Origin of the sequence: Bradyrhizobium sp. 147 (assembly GCF_023073935.1) — a bacterium.
Lineage (GTDB): Bacteria > Pseudomonadota > Alphaproteobacteria > Rhizobiales > Xanthobacteraceae > Bradyrhizobium.
The window spans coordinates 66382-85519 of sequence record NZ_JADPKL010000061.1 but is presented as its reverse complement, the minus strand read 5'-3'; the positions used below and the strand labels follow the sequence as shown (position 1 = coordinate 85519).

The window sequence follows — 19138 nt, the reverse complement described above, 5'->3', positions numbered from 1 at the left end:
ACATGCGCCTGACTGCTGGATCGCCCGCACGCCTCGGCGCAAGCTGGGACGGACGCGGCACCAATTTCGCGCTGTTCTCTGCCAACGCGCAGAAGGTCGAGCTCTGCCTGTTCGACACACAGGGCCGCCGCGAGCTCGAACGCATCGAATTGCCTGAGAGGACCGAAGACGTCTGGCACGGCTATCTCAACGACGTCTCGCCCGGCCAGCTCTACGGCTATCGCGTGCATGGCCCCTACGAGCCCGAGCACGGCCACCGCTTCAACGCCAACAAGCTGCTGCTTGACCCCTATGCCAAGCGGCTTGCAGGACGGTTGGTCTGGAGCGATGCGCATTTCGCCTACCGCACCGGCTCACCACGCGAGGACCTGTCGTTCGACCGGCGCGACAATGCGCGTGGCATGCCGAAGGCCGTCGTCGTCGACGAGACCTTCAACTGGGGCCGACGTGAGATCAGGCCCAACATCCCCTGGGAAGACACCATCATCTACGAGGCCCACGTCAAGGGCCTGACGCAGAAGCGCGATGACGTGCCGCCGAACCTGCGCGGCACCTATGGCGGTCTGTCATCGCCGGCGATGATCGAGCATCTGAAGAGGCTCGGCGTCACCACGATCGAGCTCCTGCCGGTGCACAGCTTCGTCGACGACCGCATCCTGGTGGAGAAGAAGCTCGCCAATTACTGGGGCTACAACACCCTGTCCTTCTTCGCGCCCGAGCCGCGCTACGCGCAGGACAACGCGCTCGATTCCTTCCGCACAACGGTCGCGCGGTTGCACGACGCCGGCATCGAGGTGATGCTGGACGTTGTCTACAACCACACCGCCGAGGGCAATCACCTCGGGCCGACACTGTGCTACCGCGGCATCGACAACGCCTCCTATTACTGGCTGAGCCGCGAGAACCCGCGCTATTACGACGACTTCACCGGCTGCGGCTCGTCGGTGAACCTCACCCATCCGCGCGTGCTCCAGATGGTGATGGATTCGCTTCGCTATTGGGTCGAGGTCTGCCATGTCGACGGCTTCCGTTTCGACCTCGCCACCACGTTGGCGCGCGGCCCGAACGGTTTTGATCGCGGCAGCTCGTTCCTGACCGCGGTCCGCCAGGATCCGGTGCTGGCGACCGTCAAGCTCGTCGCCGAACCGTGGGATCTTGGGCTCGGCGGCTACCAGGTCGGCGCCTTCCCCTCGCAATGGTCGGAATGGAACGATCGCTACCGCAGCGCCATGCGCCGATACTGGAGCGGCGAAGGCAGCCTGATTGGCGATATCTCCAGCCGTATGACGGCGTCATCCGACCTCTTCAACCATGACGGAAGGCGGCCTCGCGCCAGCATCAACCACATCACCGTGCATGACGGCTTCACGCTCGCCGACCTCTTCAGCTACAACGAGAAGCACAACGAGGCCAACGGCGAGGAGAATCGCGACGGCTCCAACGACAACCACAGCAACAATTGCGGCGTCGAGGGCCCGACTGACGACCCCCAGATCCTCGGCCTGCGCCGGCAGCTTCGCAAGAATGTGCTGGCCTGCCTGATGCTGGCGCAAGGCGTTCCGCTGATCCTCGCCGGCGACGAGGTCGGCAATTCTCAAACCGGCAACAACAATGCCTATTGCCAGGACAACGAGATCGGCTGGATCAATTGGGACAATCTCGGCAAAGAGGACGACGACATGGTCGATTTCGTCGCCCATCTCGCCGACATCCGCCGCCGGTTCTCGCAACTGCGCAGCCATCGCTGGCTCGATGGCCGCCCGAAGGACGGCATCTCCTACGGTGCGCTGTGGCTCACGCCGGCCGGCGACGAGATGACGGAGAACGATTGGAAATTCCCGGAAGGGAGGTTTCTCTCCTATGTGATGGGACCGATGGAACCGGGCAGCGCCGCGATCTTTATCGTTCTGAACGCCGCTCCTGAAGAGATCGCATTCAAATTGCCCAAAATGACCGAATACAAGAGCTGGCAGCAGATCCTCAACACGACCGAGGCCAGGCTGAACTCGATCGACTTTCTGCCCGGAAGCGACAGCAAGGCGCCGCCGCGATCCGTGCTCGCCTTCGCGGGGGCGCTATGAGGCCATCCTTCGGGGCGAGGCCGACCAAGGACGGCGTGTCGTTCCGGCTGTGGGCGCCCGGTGCGCGCCGTGTCGATCTCCTGCTCGACAGAAGACGCGCGATGCAGCGCCGGCAGGATGGCTGGTACGTGGCCGACATTGCCGGCCTGCGCGCCGGTAGCGATTACAAATTCCGGATCGACGACGAGATCGACGTGCCCGATCCGGCCTCGGCATTCCAGCCCGCGGATGTGTTCGGCCCGAGCGAGGTGATCGATCACGATGCCTTCGCCTGGCGCGCGCGCGATTGGCGCGGCCGCCCTTGGGAAGAGACGGTGCTGATCGAGGCCCATGTCGGCACCTTCACGCCGGAGGGCACTTACCGGGCCATGATCGACAAGCTCGATCATCTCACAGCGACCGGCATCACTGCACTGGAATTGATGCCGCTGGCCGATTTCGCCGGCCGCCGCGGCTGGGGCTATGATGGCGTGCTGTGGTATGCGCCCGATAGCGTTTATGGCCGGCCCGAAGACCTGAAGACGCTGATCGACGAGGCACATCTGCGCGGGCTCATGGTGTTCCTCGACGTCGTCTACAATCATTTCGGTCCCGAGGGGAATTACCTGGGCCGCTATGCGCCGACCTTCTTTACCGAGGCACACACGCCCTGGGGCAGCGCGATCGATTATCGCGTGCCGCAGGTGCGCGCATTCGCGGTCGAGAACGCGCTGTCCTGGCTCAGCGACTACCGCTTCGATGGCCTGCGGCTGGATGCCGCCAACCACATCATGGCGGTGCCCGGCGAGCAGTCGATGCTGCAAGACCTCAGCGTCGCCGCCGGCGAGCTCGCCAAGGCCACGGGACGGCACATCCATCTCGTGCTGGAGAACGGTGACAACCGCGCGAGCCTGCTCGATGCCGCCCAGGAGCCGCCGAACGGCAAATACCGCGGGCAGTGGAATGACGACTATCACCACGTCTGGCACGTGATGCTGACCGGCGAGCTCGCCGGTTACTATGCCGACTACCAGACCCCGCGCTTGGGTCTTGCGCGCGCGCTCGCATCGGGCTTCGTCTACCAGGGCGAGATCTCGGAATTCTGGGGCAAGAAGCCGCGCGGCGAGCCGAGCGGCGAGCTACCGCCGGCGACCTTCGTCAATTTTCTCCAGAACCACGACCAGATCGGTAACCGCCCACTCGGCGACCGGCTCGAGAGCCTGGCAGGATCAAAGCAGATCGAAGCCGCGCTCGCGGTGACGCTTCTCGCACCGATGATCCCGATGCTGTTCATGGGCGAGGAATGGGGCTCGACAGCGCCCTTCCCGTTCTTCTGCGATTTTCAGGGCGGCCTTGCCGATGCCGTCCGCAAGGGGCGCAAGCAGGAATATGCCTGGGCTTACGAGAAATATGGCGACGAGGTACCGGATCCGCTCGATCCGGCCACGCTGCAATCGGCCGTGCTCGACTGGACCGGCCGCACCTCCGAACAGAAGGCACGACTCGCGCTGGTGCGCGAGCTGCTCGCCGTCCGCCGCCAGGAGGTCGTGCCCCGTCTGAAAGGAGCAAGTTTCGGCGATGCCGAGGCAGCGGATACGGGCTTGCTCACCGCGCGTTGGCGAATGGGCGACGGCAGGACTTTGCGCTTGGCCGCCAATCTCTCGGACAAGGATGTCGCGTATTCCAACCTCAATTCGGGCACGCCGATCTGGGGCGGCGAGGCCGGCGAGCGGCTTCCGCCCTGGTCGGTGGTCTGGCGTCTCGGAGGTTAGCATGCCTCCCGCCATTCCGCTCGCGACTTACCGGCTCCAGCTCACCGCGGATTTCGGCTTCGACAAGGCCGCCGCGGTCGTGCCCTATCTGAAGGCGCTCGGGATCACACATCTCTACGCCTCCCCGGTGATGAAGGCTCGCAAGGGCTCGACCCACGGCTATGACACGGTCGATCACAGCCAGCTCAGCCCCGAACTCGGCGGCGAGACCGGTTTCGCGCGGCTGAGCGAAACATTGATCCATCACGACCTCGGACTCATCATCGACTTCGTGCCCAATCACGTCGGCGTGCATTTTGCCGACAATCCCTGGTGGCTCGACGTGCTGGAGTGGGGCCAGGCTTCACCGCATGCGGTCTCATTCGACATCGACTGGGATCAACTGGCCTTCCGCGCCCGCGGCGGCGTGCTGCTGCCGATTCTCGGCGCGTCCTATGGCGAGGCGCTCGAGCGCGGCGAGATCGAGCTGCGTTATGATCCGGACCAGGGCAGTCTTTCCGCCTGGTATTTCGAGCACCGCTTACCCGTCGCGCCGGAGCGCTATGGCGAAGTGCTGCGGATGATCGTCAAGGAGGCGGATGCGGGGGAAACGGAGCCCGGCAAGCGCCTGCTCGCGCTCGCGGCGCACTACACCGGACTGCGCCGTCCCAACCGCAAGGAAGCTCCCGCGTTCAAGGCAGAGCTCAAGGACATTGCGGGTGCTGCCGACATCATTGCGCGCGGTCTTGCCGCCTATCGCGCTGCCAAGGACCGTCCCGCCCAGACGCTGGCGCTGCATCATCTGCTCGAGCGCCAGCACTACAAGCTCGGGCATTGGCGGCTCGCCTCCAGCGACATCAACTATCGCCGCTTCTTCGACGTCAACGGCCTCGCCGGCTTGCGCGTCGAGGATCCCGGCACGTTTGCCGCCACGCACCGGCTGGTCAAGCAGCTCATCGCCGACGGCAGACTGCAAGGCATCCGTCTCGATCACATCGACGGCCTGCGCGATCCCGCGCAATATTGCCAGCGGCTGCGCCGGCTGGTCCGCGACGCCCAAGGCAACACAAAGCCATTCTATACAGTGGTCGAGAAGATCCTGTGCGAGCACGAGCGCCTGCCGCACTTCGCCGGGGTCCAGGGCACCACCGGCTATGAATGGATGAACGTCATCACCCAGGTGCTGGTCGACGCCAAGGGGCTGACGGCGTTGGACGAGACCTGGCGGCAGATCAGCAACCGGCCGCCCCGGCTTGCGCCTTACGTCAAGGACGCCAAGCGGCGGGTGCTGGAGACGCTGCTCACCAGCGAGTTCACCGTGCTGACGCGCCTTTTGGCGCGCATTGCCAACGGGCATTACTCGACGCGCGACTTCTCCGCCGACAGCCTGCGCCAGGCGCTCGAGCTCTATGTGCTGCATTTCCCGGTCTACCGCACTTATCTCACGACGAGCGCGCCGACCGCACACGATCGCAAGCTGATCGATGAGACCATCGAACGCGCCCGCGGGGAATGGTTCGCCGCGGATGAAGGCATTTTCGACTTCCTGCGCGACGCTCTGACCATGGACCTGCTCAAGCCTGGGCGTCCCCCACACAGCGCGCCGCGCGTGCGCCGCTTCGCGCTGAAGGTGCAGCAATTCACCGGACCGATGATGGCGAAGTCGCTGGAGGACACCGCGTTCTACCAGTTCCACCGGCTGCTCGGGCTGAACGAGGTCGGCGGTGATCCCGCGAGCGTCGGCCTTACTATTCCCGCCTTTCATCAGGCCATGCAGGCCCGTGCCAGGGAATGGCCGCACGGCATGACCGCCACGGCCACCCACGACACCAAGCGCGGCGAGGATGCCCGCGCGCGGATCGCGGCGCTCAGCGAGATTCCCGGCGAATGGACCAGCGCGGTGGCGCGCTGGAAGGTGTTGAACGCGCCGCATCTCACCCACCGAGATAGTTTCCGCGCGCCGTCGGCGACATTCGAGTACATGCTCTACCAGACCCTGCTTGGCGCCTGGCCGCTCCAAGGGCCGGTCGGTCCTGATTTCGTCGAGCGCATCCAAGCCTATGCCCTCAAGGCCGCGCGTGAAGGCAAGGAGGAGACGAGCTGGCTCAATCCGCATGAAGCGTATGAAGACGGCCTCAAGAGCTTCATCGGCAAGATCCTCGACCCCGCTCAATCCGCAGAATTCCTGGAGGCTCTGCAGACCCTAGCCCGCCGCGTCGCACTGCTCGGCATATTGAACTCGCTGAGCCAGCTCACGCTCAAGGCGACGCTGCCGGGCGTGCCAGACTTCTACCAAGGCACCGAATTCTGGGACCTGTCGCTGGTCGACCCCGACAACCGGCGGCCGGTGGACTTTGCCGCGCGCCGCAGAGCGCTGACGTCCTTGGAAGCTCCGGACTGGAGCGACCTGATCAAGGCCTGGCCGGACGGCCGGCTCAAGCTGGCCTGGACCCGTCATCTCCTCAAGCTGCGCAATCGGCTCCCCGACATCTTCGTCCAGGGTGACTATCAGCCACTCGAGGTTCGCGGCGGGCATGCTGAGCACGTCATCGCCTTCGCCCGCCGCCATGGCCGGGCGGCCGCGATCGTCGCGGTCGGGCGTCACTTCGCGCCGTTCACGCAAGGAGGCCGGGAATGGCCGGCGCTGGAAGGCTTCGATGCAACCGTCGATATCTCCGGCTACACCGCGGCAGGGTTTGCAGGCGATGAACTGCCGCTCGCGCAGGCCCTGCGCGATCTTCCCGGGACCATCATCGAGGCGCGCACCGCCAGTGCAGCGAAGCCGATGCGGCAGCGCGTGCGCGCCTGAGGCTACTTTCCGTCTTTGGTCAGCAGCAACTGTCCGCGCTTCCTGATCGCGCCCTGGGCCATCTCGGCAAAGCGTTGCAATAGCCAGGGCAGCACCACCTCGACCCGGACGTGATCTTCGGCAACGTCGACCTGGCCGGTCGCGATCTGCCCGAGCGCGCGGATGCGGAAATTCATGCAGTCGCCGCTCCAACGCTCCTCCTCGACCTGCATCACGGGAATGCTTGCCGCGGCGCGGCCAAGCCCCGTCTTGAGCCGGCGTACCGCCTCGTCGCGGCCGAGACGATGCGGAATTGAGACGACGAGCGGTTCTGCCATGGCCGTGACCCTGCTGCTGATCCTCACCTCATCATGCCGCATGGAAAGGCAAAAGTTCCAAACATGCTGAAGCCGGAACCCGCATTGCGAAGCCGGAACTTTCAAACCTGCGGCAAGTTGCCCCCGGATAACGGGACAGGTCAGACGACCCTTTCAAGAAAGGGCTGGAGGAGATTCGCATGTCTATCGGCACGATCATTCTGATCATCTTGGTCATCGCCCTGCTCGGCGGCTTCAGCGGCATCGGCGGCGGACCGTTCTACGGCACCGGCTATTACGGCGGCGGCGGCCTCGGACTCGTCATCATCATCCTGCTGATCCTGCTCCTGATGGGACGCATATAGCCGAAGGCGGATCGTGTAGGGTGGGCAGGCGAGCGTGCCCACCCTACGCGCGACGCGCGGTAGCACAAATCTACTTCACCTTTCCCGCCAGCTTCTTGATCGCCGCCTTGATCGATGCGGCGGCATCATCATAGCCCTCCCACGCTTTCGATCGCGCCAGCAGGCCCGGCACCGTCCGCATCGTATATCGCTTCGGATCGAGGTCGCTCTTCACCTGCGCCCAAGTCACGGGCATCGACACCGTGGCACCGGTGCGCGCGCGCGGCGACAGCGGGGCAACCGCGGTCGACATGCGGTCGTTGCGCAAATAGTCCAGGAAGATCTTTCCCTTGCGCAGCTTCTTCGACATGTTGAGCAGATAGCGTTCGGGATCGTCATCGGCCATCCACTGGCAGACGCCTTGCGCAAACGCCTTGGCCTCCTTCCAGCTCACCTTGTCGCGCGCGCCGTGGAGCAGCGGCACCACCACGTGGAGGCCCTTGCCGCCTGTGGTCTTGCAGAAGCTGTCCATGCCGATATCGCTGAGCCGCTGCCGCATCTCCTTGGCCGCCTCGACGACGTCGGCGAATTCGACGTCGGGCGCCGGATCGAGATCGAATACCAGCCGGCCCGGCGTGTCATAAGCATAGGGCGCGCAATTCCAGGGATGCAGCTCGACGCCGCCGATCTGCGCCACCGCCGCGAGCCCTTCGATCCGATCGATCTGCAAATACGGCTTGCGGTCGCCGGAGACTCTTGCGAGCTCCAGAAGGTTCGACGTCCCCTGCATGGCATGGCGCTGGAAGAAGCACTCGCCCTTGATGCCGTCAGGCGCGCGGATCAGCGAGCATGGCCGGCCCTTGAGGTGCACGATCATCCATTCGCCGACGGCTTCGAGATAGCGCGCGAGATCCAGCTTGGTCACGGCATCGCCATGTCCGTCCTCGGGCCACAGCTCCTTGTCCGGCTTGGAGATCACGACGCCCATGACCTCGGCGTTGCTGCCGCCCAGGGCCGACCGCGCACCTGGCCGCGCTTTTGCGCGCTTCGCTCCTTTGGCCGAGGGTTCGGCGAGCTCGGTATCCGCCGGCGTCTCCGCCTCAACCTCCTTGGCCGGCTTGTCCTGCCGCAATCCCTTGAACGCGGCCTGACGGATATTGCCGTCGGCGGTGAAGCCGGCGAACTCGATCTCGGCGACGAGCTCCGGCTTCAGCCAGTGCACCTCGCGGGTCTTCTTCGGCGCGTTCTTGCCGCCGAAGGGGCTTTGCTTGGCCTCCATGGCCTTCAGTGAAGGCATGAGGCGCTTGACCTTGTCCGCCCCAAAGCCGGTGCCGACCATGCCGACGAAGACGAGATGATCGCCGCGCTGCACGCCCGCCATTAGCGAGCGGAACTTGCCGTTCGTGGTCTTGTAGCCACCGATCACCACCTCGTGGCCGGCGCGACATTTCGACTTGACCCAGCTCTCGGTGCGGCCGGAGCGATACGGCGCATCCAGCTTCTTCGACACCACACCCTCGAGCTCGAGCTTGCAGGCCGATTGCAGCACGGCATCGCCTCCGCTCTCGAAATGCTCGACATACCGGATCTGGCTCGTTTTCCGCTTGCGTGATTCCAGAAGCTCCTTCAGCCGCGCCTTGCGCTCGCCAAGCGGCAGCCGACGGTAATCCTCGCCCTCGGCGAAGAGGAGATCGAAGGCAAAGAAGATCAACTCGTCGGTCTTGCCGTCCGACAACGCAGCCTGAAGCGAGGAGAAGTTCGGCGCGCCGTTGTGGTCGAGCGCGACGATCTCGCCGTCGATCAGCACGTCCGGCAGCGCCCCCGCTTCCTCGGCAATGGAGGCGAATTTGCCGGTCCAGTCGAGACCCTTCCGCGTCTTGAGCGTCGCCTCGCCGTCCTCGACTCGGAGCTGGACGCGATAGCCATCGAACTTGATCTCGTGGCACCAGCCACCATCGGCCGGCGGCCGCTCGACCAGCGTGCAGAGCTGCGGCGCCACGAAGTCCGGCATCTCCGAGACCTTCTTGGCGCTCGCTGCTGTCGCGGCTGTCTTCTTCGCCGTCGGTCTGGCCTTCAACGCCGTGCGCGGCGCGGGCTTCACTGTGCGCCCTTTCGTCTCCTCGGCGCGGTTGGACTGCCAGACCGCGTCGGCCTTGCCCTTCGGCCCCTTGGCCAGCATGAAGGGCTTGGGCGCGCGCCCCTTTCCTTCAGCGATTTGCTCCAACGCTCGGCCAGAAGCAACGGACTTGTCTTGCTCGAGGATGTCGTTGTCGCTGCCCTCGCGCGCATATTCGTCACGATGCTTGATGAGCAGCCAGTTTGTCCGCTTACCGCCGGTGCGGTCGTTGCGCATGCGCACCAGCACCCAGCTTCCCTGCAGCTTCTCGCCATGGAGGGTGAACTTGAGATCGCCTTTCTTGAAGCCGGCTTCCGGATCTTCTGATTCCCAATAGCCTCGATCCCACAGCATCACGGTGCCGCCACCATACTGGCCTTCGGGGATCGTGCCTTCGAAATCACCATAGTCGAGCGGATGGTCCTCGACCTCGACCGCCAGCCGCTTGTCATGTGGATCGAGCGAGGGCCCCTTCGTCACGGCCCAGGACTTGAAGACACCGTCGAACTCGAGTCGGAGGTCGTAGTGCAGCCGGCTCGCATCGTGCTTCTGGATCACGAAGCGCCGCTGCTTCGACGGCGCCACGGCGGTCTTGCCCGATGGCTCGGGCGTTTTCTCGAAGTCACGCTTCTGTCGGTAAGTGGAGAGTTTTTGCAGCACGACCGGTCCCGCTTCTCTTTCGGCATCAAGCCTATCACGGCCAAAGTCCCACCCGGAACCAAAACCCCATGGCCGGGTTGGGGTTCCAAAACGCCTTGAAAACGCTGGAGAATGGAATGGCCCCGCGTGCCTATTGGAAGGGAACGTTGAAGCTCTCGCTGGTCAGCTGCCCCGTCGTGCTCTACCCCGCCGCAACCGCCGCCGAGAAGACGCGGTTTCATCTCATCAACCGCGAGACCGGGAACCGGCTTAAGCAGCAGATGATCGATTCCGAGACCGGCGACGTGGTCGAGAGCGACCAGAAGGGCCGCGGCTACGAGCTGCGCAAGGGCAAGTATGTCGAGATCGAGCCGGAGGAGCTCGAAGCGGTGCAGATCGAGAGTAACCACACCATCGACATCGAGAGTTTCGTGCCGCGCGAGGAGATCGACAAGCGTTACCTTAATCACCCCTATTACATCGCGCCCGACGGCAAGGCCGCGGCCGACCCCTTCGCAGTGATCCGCGACGCGATGAAGGATCAGGACCGCGTGGCACTCGCAAAAATCGTGCTCACCAATCGCGAGCACGTGATGGCGATCGAGCCTCTCGGTAAAGGCCTGCTCGGCACCACGCTGCGCTATCCGTACGAGCTGCGCGACGAGGACCAGTTCTTCGATGACATCAAGAGCCCGAAGATCACCAAGGACATGGTCGAGCTCGCCGGTCACATCCTGCACAGCAAGGCCGCGCATTTCGACCCCAGCGAATTCAAGGACGAGTACGAGAACGCGCTGAAGGCGCTGGTGAAGCGCAAGGCCAGCGGCAAGAAGATCGAGCTGCCGGAGCCCGAGGAGCGGCCGAGCAACGTCGTCAGCCTCATGGACGCGCTGAAGCAGAGCTTGAAGGGACGCGGCGGCGGGAGGACATCGGCGAAGTCCCACGCGCGCCGGTCGACCGGGCGCCATCGCAGCGCGAAAAAGGCGCACCGGTCGACGGCAAGGCATCGCAAGGCGGGTTGACTGTCATTCCAGCGCGACGCAAAGCATCGACCCCGGAATGACGGCTGGTCTAATCCCCCGCCTTCAGCCTGTATCCGATCCCCGTCTCGGTCAGCACATGGTGCGGCCGTTCCGGGTCGGCTTCGATCTTCTGGCGGAGCTGGCGGACATAGACGCGCAGATATTGCGCGTCGGTCAGCTCGTCCCAGAGCTCCCTCAGCAGGAAGCGGTGGGTGAGCACCTTGCCGGCGTGCTGCACCAGCACGCGAAGAAGATCGTATTCCTTCGGTGACAGCTTCACCTCGCGCTCGCCGACCTTGACGATGCGGCGGACGAGGTCGACGGAGAGATCGCCGGTGCGAAATACAGGGCGCTCGCCTTTGATTTGAAGCTGGTGGCGCAGCGCGGCACGCAAGCGGGCCAGAAGCTCTTCCATGCCGAACGGCTTGGTCAGGTAATCGTCGGCGCCGAGATCGAGCGCCTGCACTTTGCCCGCCTCGTCGCCGCGGCTCGACAGCACCACGATCGGCACCCCCTCGTTGCGGGCGCGGATGGTGCGCAGCAGTTCGTGTCCCTGCACGTCGGGCAGGCCCAGATCGAGGATGATCAGCGCCGGTTCCTCGGCAAGCTTGTCCAGCGCGGTCTTGCCGTTAGACGCCTCTAGAATCTCATAGCCCTGCGTCGTCAGCCCCATCCGCAGCAGTTTACGGATCGGCGGCTCGTCGTCGATGACCAGGACCTTGATCGGGGCAGCACTCATGCGGCGGTATCCAATGCGTGGGTCTGCACTGGGACGGGCAGACGGATGGTGAGAATCGCGCCGCTCCGGTCGCTGCGGTTGGCGGCCCAGATCGTGCCCCGCATCGCCTCGACGAAACCGCGCGAGATGGCGAGGCCGAGCCCGGTGCCGGGCCGGACATGATCACCCTTCTGCACGCGATAGAACTTGTCGAACACGCTCTCGAGCTCGTCGGGTGGGATGCCGCCGCCCTCATCGGCGATATCGAGAACGACGTGATCCCGCTCGCGCTGACTGCGGATCGCAATCGTGGTGTCTGGCGCCGAATATTTTGCGGCGTTGTCGAGCAGGTTGAACAGCACTTGCTCGAACAGCACGGCATCGAGCTCGAGCATCGGCAGATCGGCCGCCAGCACAAGCTCGACCTTGTGAGCAGCGAGGATCTTGGCCGCTCGCCGCAGCGCGCTCCCGACGATCTCGCCGAGATCGTGCAACGCCGTATTGGGCACGATGGCGCCGGATTCGAGCTTGGTCATGTCGAGCAGATTGGCAATGAAGCGGTTGAGCCGTTCGGACTCGTCGATCACGGTCGCGAGCAGGTCGCGCTTCTCGGTGTCAGAGAGCGCGCCGTCGAGGTCGCGCATGGTGGAGGCCGCCCCGAGGACCGAGGCCAGCGGCGTCTTCAAATCGTGCGAGATCGAGGTCAGGAGCGCCGAACGCAGCCGTTCGGATTCGACGGTGCGCTTGACGCGATCCATGTCCTCGACCAGCAGCACGCGTTCGATCGCGAGCGCGCCCTGATCGACCAGCGCATCGAGCAGCCGGCGCTGGTCCGGGGTCAATAGCGGCCCGGTGCGGTCGTTGTCGATGCCGATGACGCCGATCGGACCACGGCCCGTGCGCATCGGCAGGAACAGCCGTTTCGCACCTGGCAGGGTGTCCGAGCCGCGGCCTGCGGTGCGGTCGTTGCTCCAGGCCCAATTGGCGGCGGCGAGGTCGGCCTGATCGAGCTCATCCTCCGGCGGATAGCCGGATTTCACCGTGAGCAGGCCCTCTTCCGGCAGCAGCAACACGACGCGGACCTTCAGCATCAGCGCGATCTGATAGGCGGTTGCCCACAACACATCGTCGAGCGTGGCAGTGCCGGCGAGCTTGCGGCTGAAGGCATGGAGCTGCTCGGTCATCCGGATCCGCCCGATCGCGGTGTCGGCCTGGATGCGCACGCGCGCCGCGACATTAGAGACGATCATCGCCACCATCATGAACAGCACGAAGGCGGCAACGTTGGTCGGGTCGGTGATCGTGAAGGTATAGATCGGCGGCAGGAAGAAGAAATTGTAGCACAGCGAGGCCGCGACGGTCGCGAGCAGCGACGGCCACAGGCCGTAGCGGACCGCGACCGCGACCACCGCAGTCAGCAGCACGAGGTCGACATTCTCGATGCCGAACCGGGGCTGGATCAGCTCCGCGGCGCCGAGCCCGATCAGCACGATCCCGAGCGCCTTCAGATAGGGCAGCGGATTGAACGGCTCCACGCGCGCAGCGGTCTGTACCGCGGTCTTGGGCACGGCCTCGCCGGGCAGCTCGTCACCGGCGATGACGTGGACGGTGATGTTGCCGGCGCGGCGCACCAGGTCATGCACGACCGAGCCGCGCGTTATCTCGAACCAGCGCGAGCGGGTCGACTTGCCGATCACGATCTGGGTGACGTTGTTGCCTTGCGCGAAGTTCACAACGTCGTCGGCGATGCGGCGGCCCACAGCGGGAATCGTCAGCGCCTCGCCGCCGAGCGATTCGGCAAGCCGCAGCGTATCGGCCAGCCGGTCGCGCTCCTCGTCGGAAAGCTGGAGCGAGCGGCGCGTCTCGATCGAGAGCGCGGTGAACGGGGCATGCAGCCGATCGGCCAGCCGCTTGGTATAGCGCACCAGCCCGGCCGCGCGCGGATCCTCGCTGACGCAGACGAGGATACGTTCGCCCGCAGCCCAGGGACCGGCGATGGCGTTCGCCTGCATGTGGGTGAGGAGCTGCTCGTCGACCCGCTCGGCCGTGCGTCGCAGCGCGAGCTCGCGCAGAGCGGTCAGGTTGCCCGGCGAGAAGTAATGCTCCAGCGCCCGCTCCGCTTGCCTCGGCACATAGACCTTGCCCTCGTTCAGCCGCTGGATCAGGTCGTCGGGCGTGAGGTCGATCAGCTCGATCGCATCGGCGCGATCGAACACCGAATCCGGCACCGTCTCGCGCACCCGCACATGGGTGATCTGGGCGACGACGTCGTTCAGGCTCTCGATGTGCTGGATGTTGACGGCGGTATAGACGTCGATGCCATGGGAGAGCAGTTCCTCGACATCGAGATAGCGCTTGGGGTGGCGGCTGCCAACCGCGTTGGTGTGGGCGAGCTCGTCGACCAGCGCAATTTGCGGCCGCCGCGCGATCACGGCATCGAGGTCCATCTCCTCGACGATCCGGCCGCGGTAGTCGATCCTCTTGCGGGGGACCATTTCGAGCCCGCGCACCAGCGCCTCGGTTTCAGCCCGGCCGTGGGTCTCGACGAAGCCGACCACGACGTCGATGCCGGCTTTGCGCTTGGCGTGGGCGCTTTGCAGCATCTCGTAGGTCTTGCCGACGCCCGGGGCGGCGCCCACGAAGATCTTCAGCTTGCCGCTCGCGCTTTCTGCCCGACGCGCGGTTTCCAGCAGCGCATCAGGCGACGGACGTTGTTCGGGATCGCGGCGCGGTTGAACCATCAGGCCAATATAATCATCCCGGCGTGCTGAGCCTATACTACTTCGCGGCGCGGTCGAGCGCGAGATTCAGCGCCAGCACGTTGACGCGGGGCTCGCCGATCAGGCCTAGCAAACGGCCTTCGGTATTGGCCGTCACGAGCTGCCTGACCTGGTCCTGCGGCACATTCCGTGCCTTCGCCACGCGCGGCACCTGGAATTGCGCCGCTTCCGGCGAGATGTCGGGATCAAGGCCGCTAGCTGACGTCGTCACCAGATCGATCGGTACCGGCGCGGACGGATTTTCCACCTTCAGCTTGTCCACATCTTCCTTCAGCCGGTCGGCCAGCGCCTTGCTGGTGGGGCCGAGATTGGAGCCGCCCGAATTGGCAGCGTTGTAGGGCGCCGGCACAGTTTTGGTCGAATCGTTGAGATCGGGCGCCAGCGTCGCCGAGGGACGACCGTGGAAATATTTGTCGTCGTTGAACTCCTGCCCGATCAGAGCGGATCCGACCACCCTGCCGTCCCTTTCGATTAGGCTGCCCTGCGCCTGCACCGGAAACAACGTGCCGGCGATGGCAGTCATTGCGAGCGGATAGGCAAGGCCCGTGATGGCGGTGAGCACCAGCAAGAGCACGATAGCGGGGCGAATTTCTCTGAGCATGTGTTTCTCCTAATTGTTTCGTCATTGCGAGAAGCGAAGCGACGAAGCAAATCCAGCCTTTCGACCGTGGAAGTATCTCTGGATTGCTTCGCTTCGCTCGCAATGACGGTGTTAAGCCAAATGCAAGGCGGTGACGACGAGGTCGATAGCCTTGATGCCGATGAAGGGAATAACGATGCCGCCGAGGCCGTAGATCAACAGGTTGCGGCGGAGCAGCGCGCCGGCACTGACGGCGCGGTAGGCGACGCCCTTCAGCGCCAGTGGAATCAACGCCACGATGATGAGGGCGTTGAAGATGATCGCCGACAGGATGGCGCTCTGCGGGCTCGACAGGCTCATGATGTTGAGCACGTTGAGTTGGGGGTAAAACGCCAGGAACATCGCCGGTATGATCGCAAAATACTTGGCGACATCGTTGGCGATGGAGAACGTGGTCAGCGCACCGCGCGTCATCAAGAGCTGCTTGCCGATCTCGACCACCTCGATCAGCTTGGTCGGGTTGGAGTCGAGATCGACCATGTTGCCGGCCTCACGCGCGGCCTGGGTGCCGGTGTTCATGGCGACACCGACGTCGGCCTGCGCGAGCGCCGGCGCATCGTTGGTGCCGTCGCCGCACATGGCGACCAGCTTGCCCTTGGCCTGCTCATCGCGAATCAGCCGGAGCTTGTCCTCGGGGGTTGCCTGCGCCAGGAAGTCGTCGACGCCCGCTTCCGCCGCGATCGCGGCCGCCGTCATCGGGTTGTCGCCTGTAATCATGATGGTGCGGATGCCCATGCGGCGCAGCTCGGCGAAGCGTTCGCGGATGCCGCCCTTGACGATGTCCTTGAGCTGGATGACGCCGAGCAGCTTGCCGTCCCTGGCGACCGCGAGCGGCGTGCCGCCGGCCTTCGATATTTCATCGGCAATGGTCTGGATCTCGCGACCGAGATCCGACAGGGCGGCCGGTTGGGTTGCCCGCGCCACGTTGCCGGAGGCAACCGCCAGCGGCGCGCCGCCGCTAACATAGTTCAGCATGGCGTCGACCGCGCCCTTGCGCACCGACGCGCCACCGGCATCGACGCCGCTCATGCGGGTCTGCGCCGTGAATGGGATGAAGGTCGCGCCAAGCTCGGCCATGTCCCGGCCGCGAATGCCGTATTTCTCCTTCGCCAGCACCACGATGGATCGGCCTTCCGGAGTCTCGTCCGCGAGCGAGGCCAACTGAGCTGCATCCGCCAGCTCCTGCTCGGTCACTCCGCGCACGGGACGGAAGGCAATCGCCTGCCGGTTGCCGAGCGTGATGGTGCCGGTCTTGTCCAGCAGCAGTGTGTCGACGTCACCGGCCGCCTCGACCGCGCGGCCGGACATCGCCAGCACGTTGAAGCGTACCAGACGGTCCATGCCGGCGATGCCGATCGCCGACAACAGCGCGCCGATGGTGGTCGGGATCAGCGTCACGAACAGCGCGACCAGCACGATCACCGAGATCGAGCCGCCGGCATAGGCCGCATAGCTGGGGATGGTGACGGTGGCGAACACGAAGATGATAGTGAGACCGGCGAGCAAGATGTTGAGCGCGATCTCGTTCGGGGTCTTCTGCCGCTCGGCGCCCTCGACCAGCTTGATCATGCGATCGATGAAGGTCGAGCCCTGGGCTGCCGTGATACGGACGCGGATCCAGTCCGACAGCACCTGTGTGCCACCCGTGACCGCAGAGCGGTCACCGCCGGATTCGCGGATCACGGGCGCGGACTCGCCGGTGATGGCGGCCTCGTTGACGGAGGCGACGCCCTCGATCACCTCGCCGTCGGAAGGGATGGTGTCGCCGGCCTCGACCAGCACGATGTCGCCTACTTTCAGGCTCGTGCCCGGCACGAGCTTGAAATTCTCGCCAGCACCAGTGAGGAGCTTGGCCTGGCTTTCCGTGCGGGTCTTGCGCAGCGATTCGGCCTGCGCCTTGCCGCGGCCTTCGGCCACGGCTTCGGCGAAATTGGCGAACAGCACCGTGAACCAGAGCCAGACGATGATCTGGAAGGTGAAGCCGAGGTTCGCGCCGCCAATGACGAGGTCGCGCAGGAAGATCACAGTCGTGAGCACTGCAACGACCTCGACGACGAACATGACGGGATTCTTCACCATCAGACGCGGATCGAGCTTGGCGAAGGAGGCGCGGATCGCGGGCATCACGATTCTGGGATCGAGCATTGCCGACATCGGCGCACGTTTTTGCAGTTGCATCGTATCCATGGAGGTCACTCCAACAATCGGAACAGGTTGCCGGCGTTCATCGCCAGATGTTCGACGATCGGGCCAAGCGCGAGCGCCGGGAAGAAGGTCAGGCCGCCCATGATCAGGATGACACCGACCACAAGGCCGACGAACAGGCCTCCGGTGGTCGGGAACGTGCCCACGGACGCCGGGATCGATTTCTTCTCCGCAAGCGAGCCCGCGATCGCCATGGCCGGGATGATCATGAAGAAGCGGCCGACGAACATCGCGCTTGCCAGCGTCAGGTTGTAGAAGAAGGTGTTGCCGGTGAGCCCGGCAAAGGCCGAGCCGTTGTTGCCGGCCGCCGATGTGAAGGCGTAGAGCACTTCGGTGAAGCCGTGCGGGCCGGCATTCGCCATGGAGGCGACTGCCGCCGGATAGACCACGCCGACGGCGGTCCAGCCGAGGATCATCAGCGGCAGCACCAGGATGGCCAGCATAGCCATCTTGACCTCACGCGCCTCGATTTTCTTGCCGACATATTCCGGGGTGCGGCCAACCATAAGGCCCGCGACGAAGATCGCGAGGATGACGAACAGCAGCATGCCATACATGCCGGCGCCAACGCCGCCGACGATGATTTCGCCGAGCTCCATGTTGATCAGCGGGATCATGCCACCGAGCGCGGTAAAACTGTCATGCATCGCGTTGACTGCGCCGCACGAAGCGGCCGTGGTGACGACGGCAAACAGCGAGGATGCGATGATGCCGAACCGGACCTCCTTGCCTTCCATGTTGCCGCCGGTCAGGCCCAGCGCATGGAGCGTCGCGGTGCCGTTCGCTTCCGCCCAATAGGCGATGGCGACGCCAGCCAGGAACAGCACGCCCATCACGGAGAGGATTGCCCAGCCCTGGCGCTGGTCGCCGACCATGCGGCCGAACACGTTGGTGAGTGCGGCGCCGAGCGCAAAGATCGAGAGCATCTGCACGAAGTTCGACAGCGCGGTCGGGTTCTCGAAGGGATGCGCGGCGTTGGCGTTGAAGAAGCCGCCACCGTTGGTGCCGAGCATCTTGATCGCGACTTGGGAAGCGACCGGGCCGACCGCGATGGTCTGCTTGGCGCCTTCGAGCGTCGTCGCCTCGATATACGGCCCGAGCGTCTGCGGCATGCCTTGCCAGACCAGGAACAGCGCATAGACGACGCAGATCGGCAGCAGCACGTAGAGCGTACACCGCGTGACGTCGACCCAGAAATTGCCGACCGTGCGCACCGAGGCGCGCGAGAAGCCGCGGATCAGGGCCATCGCCAGCGCGATGCCGGTCGCGGCCGACACGAAGTTCTGGTGCGTCAGGCCGAGCATCTGCACGAGATAGGACAGCGTGCTCTCGCCGCCGTAGTTCTGCCAGTTGGTGTTGGTGATAAAGGAGACCGCGGTGTTGAAGGAGAGATCCTCGGCGGCCGCGCCCTGCCCGGCCGGATTGAACGGCAGCACGGCCTGAAGCCGCATCACGCCGTAGATGACGAGGAAACCGGCGATATGGAACAGCAGCATGGCGACCGTATAGGTCAGCCAATGCTGCTCGCGCTTCTCGTCGACGCCGGAGATCCAGTAGATGCCGGCCTCGATCGGACGCAGCACCGGCGACAGGAAGGTGCGCTCGCCGTTGAACACGCGCGTCATGTACCCGCCGAGCGGCTTTGCGAGCGCAACGATAATGGCGCAAAACAGAATGATCTGGAGCCAACCGATCACAGTCATGGAATCAACCCTTCAGGCATGGCGCCGACTTAGCAGAGGCAGAAGCACCGTCAGC

Annotated in this window: 12 protein-coding genes; 5 read left to right on the top strand and 7 right to left on the bottom strand. The window is 64.7% G+C overall.

Features of this window, described 5'->3' with window-relative positions:
- The first annotated feature begins 2 nt into the window (after window positions 1-2).
- From glgX to treY, 3 genes are read left to right on the top strand one after another with little or no spacing between them, the layout of a single operon-like run.
- On the top strand, window positions 3-2081 hold the full coding sequence (gene glgX / locus IVA87_RS13675; RefSeq protein WP_247333873.1) for a glycogen debranching protein GlgX: 2079 nt from the start codon (window positions 3-5) through the stop codon (window positions 2079-2081).
- Window positions 2078-3832, top strand: a complete 1755-nt coding sequence (treZ, locus tag IVA87_RS13670) for a malto-oligosyltrehalose trehalohydrolase (protein WP_247333872.1) — start codon at window positions 2078-2080, stop codon at window positions 3830-3832. Before glgX ends, treZ begins: the two co-directional genes overlap by 4 nt.
- Before the next feature lies 1 nt (window position 3833).
- Window positions 3834-6620: a malto-oligosyltrehalose synthase gene (gene treY / locus IVA87_RS13665; protein ID WP_247333871.1), complete on the top strand. Its 2787-nt coding sequence runs from the start codon at window positions 3834-3836 to the stop codon at window positions 6618-6620.
- 2 nt (window positions 6621-6622) lie between these two features.
- Here treY and IVA87_RS13660 read toward each other — a convergent pair whose 3' ends face one another.
- A complete protein-coding gene (locus IVA87_RS13660; RefSeq protein ID WP_247295929.1) occupies window positions 6623-6937 on the bottom strand; it encodes a polyhydroxyalkanoic acid system family protein in 315 nt (104 codons plus the stop codon).
- A 179-nt stretch (window positions 6938-7116) separates the two neighbouring features.
- Between IVA87_RS13660 and IVA87_RS13655 the strand changes: the two genes are divergently transcribed.
- Window positions 7117-7281, top strand: coding sequence for a DUF3309 family protein (locus tag IVA87_RS13655; RefSeq protein WP_084298933.1), 165 nt, complete (start codon window positions 7117-7119; stop codon window positions 7279-7281).
- 70 nt (window positions 7282-7351) lie between these two features.
- Here the strand turns inward: IVA87_RS13655 and ligD are convergent, their stop codons facing one another.
- On the bottom strand, window positions 7352-10036 hold the full coding sequence (ligD, locus tag IVA87_RS13650) for a DNA ligase D (protein WP_247333870.1): 2685 nt from the start codon (window positions 10034-10036) through the stop codon (window positions 7352-7354).
- Window positions 10037-10152: 116 nt separating this feature from the next.
- Here ligD and IVA87_RS13645 point away from each other — a divergent pair, with 116 nt between their 5' ends.
- Window positions 10153-11037: a Ku protein gene (locus IVA87_RS13645; RefSeq protein ID WP_247333869.1), complete on the top strand. Its 885-nt coding sequence runs from the start codon at window positions 10153-10155 to the stop codon at window positions 11035-11037.
- 49 nt (window positions 11038-11086) lie between these two features.
- On the opposite strand, the gene IVA87_RS13640 is transcribed toward IVA87_RS13645, so the two are convergent.
- The 5 genes from IVA87_RS13640 to kdpA all read right to left on the bottom strand — a co-directional run bounded on the left by IVA87_RS13640 (window position 11087) and on the right by kdpA (window position 19083).
- Window positions 11087-11776, bottom strand: coding sequence for a response regulator transcription factor (locus IVA87_RS13640; RefSeq protein WP_247333868.1), 690 nt, complete (start codon window positions 11774-11776; stop codon window positions 11087-11089).
- Window positions 11773-14496 carry a sensor histidine kinase KdpD gene (locus tag IVA87_RS13635; protein WP_247333867.1) on the bottom strand — a complete coding sequence of 908 codons (2724 nt, stop codon included), beginning with the start codon at window positions 14494-14496 and terminating at the stop codon, window positions 11773-11775. Before IVA87_RS13635 ends, IVA87_RS13640 begins: the two co-directional genes overlap by 4 nt.
- A 37-nt stretch (window positions 14497-14533) precedes the next feature.
- Complete coding sequence (locus IVA87_RS13630; protein WP_247333866.1) at window positions 14534-15136, bottom strand: K(+)-transporting ATPase subunit C; 603 nt, start codon at window positions 15134-15136, stop codon at window positions 14534-14536.
- 111 nt (window positions 15137-15247) lie between these two features.
- Entirely contained in the window at window positions 15248-17362 is a 2115-nt protein-coding gene (kdpB, locus tag IVA87_RS13625; RefSeq protein WP_247333865.1) for a potassium-transporting ATPase subunit KdpB, read from the bottom strand.
- A gap of 5 nt (window positions 17363-17367) precedes the next feature.
- Window positions 17368-19083 carry a potassium-transporting ATPase subunit KdpA gene (kdpA, locus tag IVA87_RS13620; protein ID WP_247333864.1) on the bottom strand — a complete coding sequence of 572 codons (1716 nt, stop codon included), beginning with the start codon at window positions 19081-19083 and terminating at the stop codon, window positions 17368-17370.
- Between the last annotated feature and the right edge of the window lie 55 nt (window positions 19084-19138).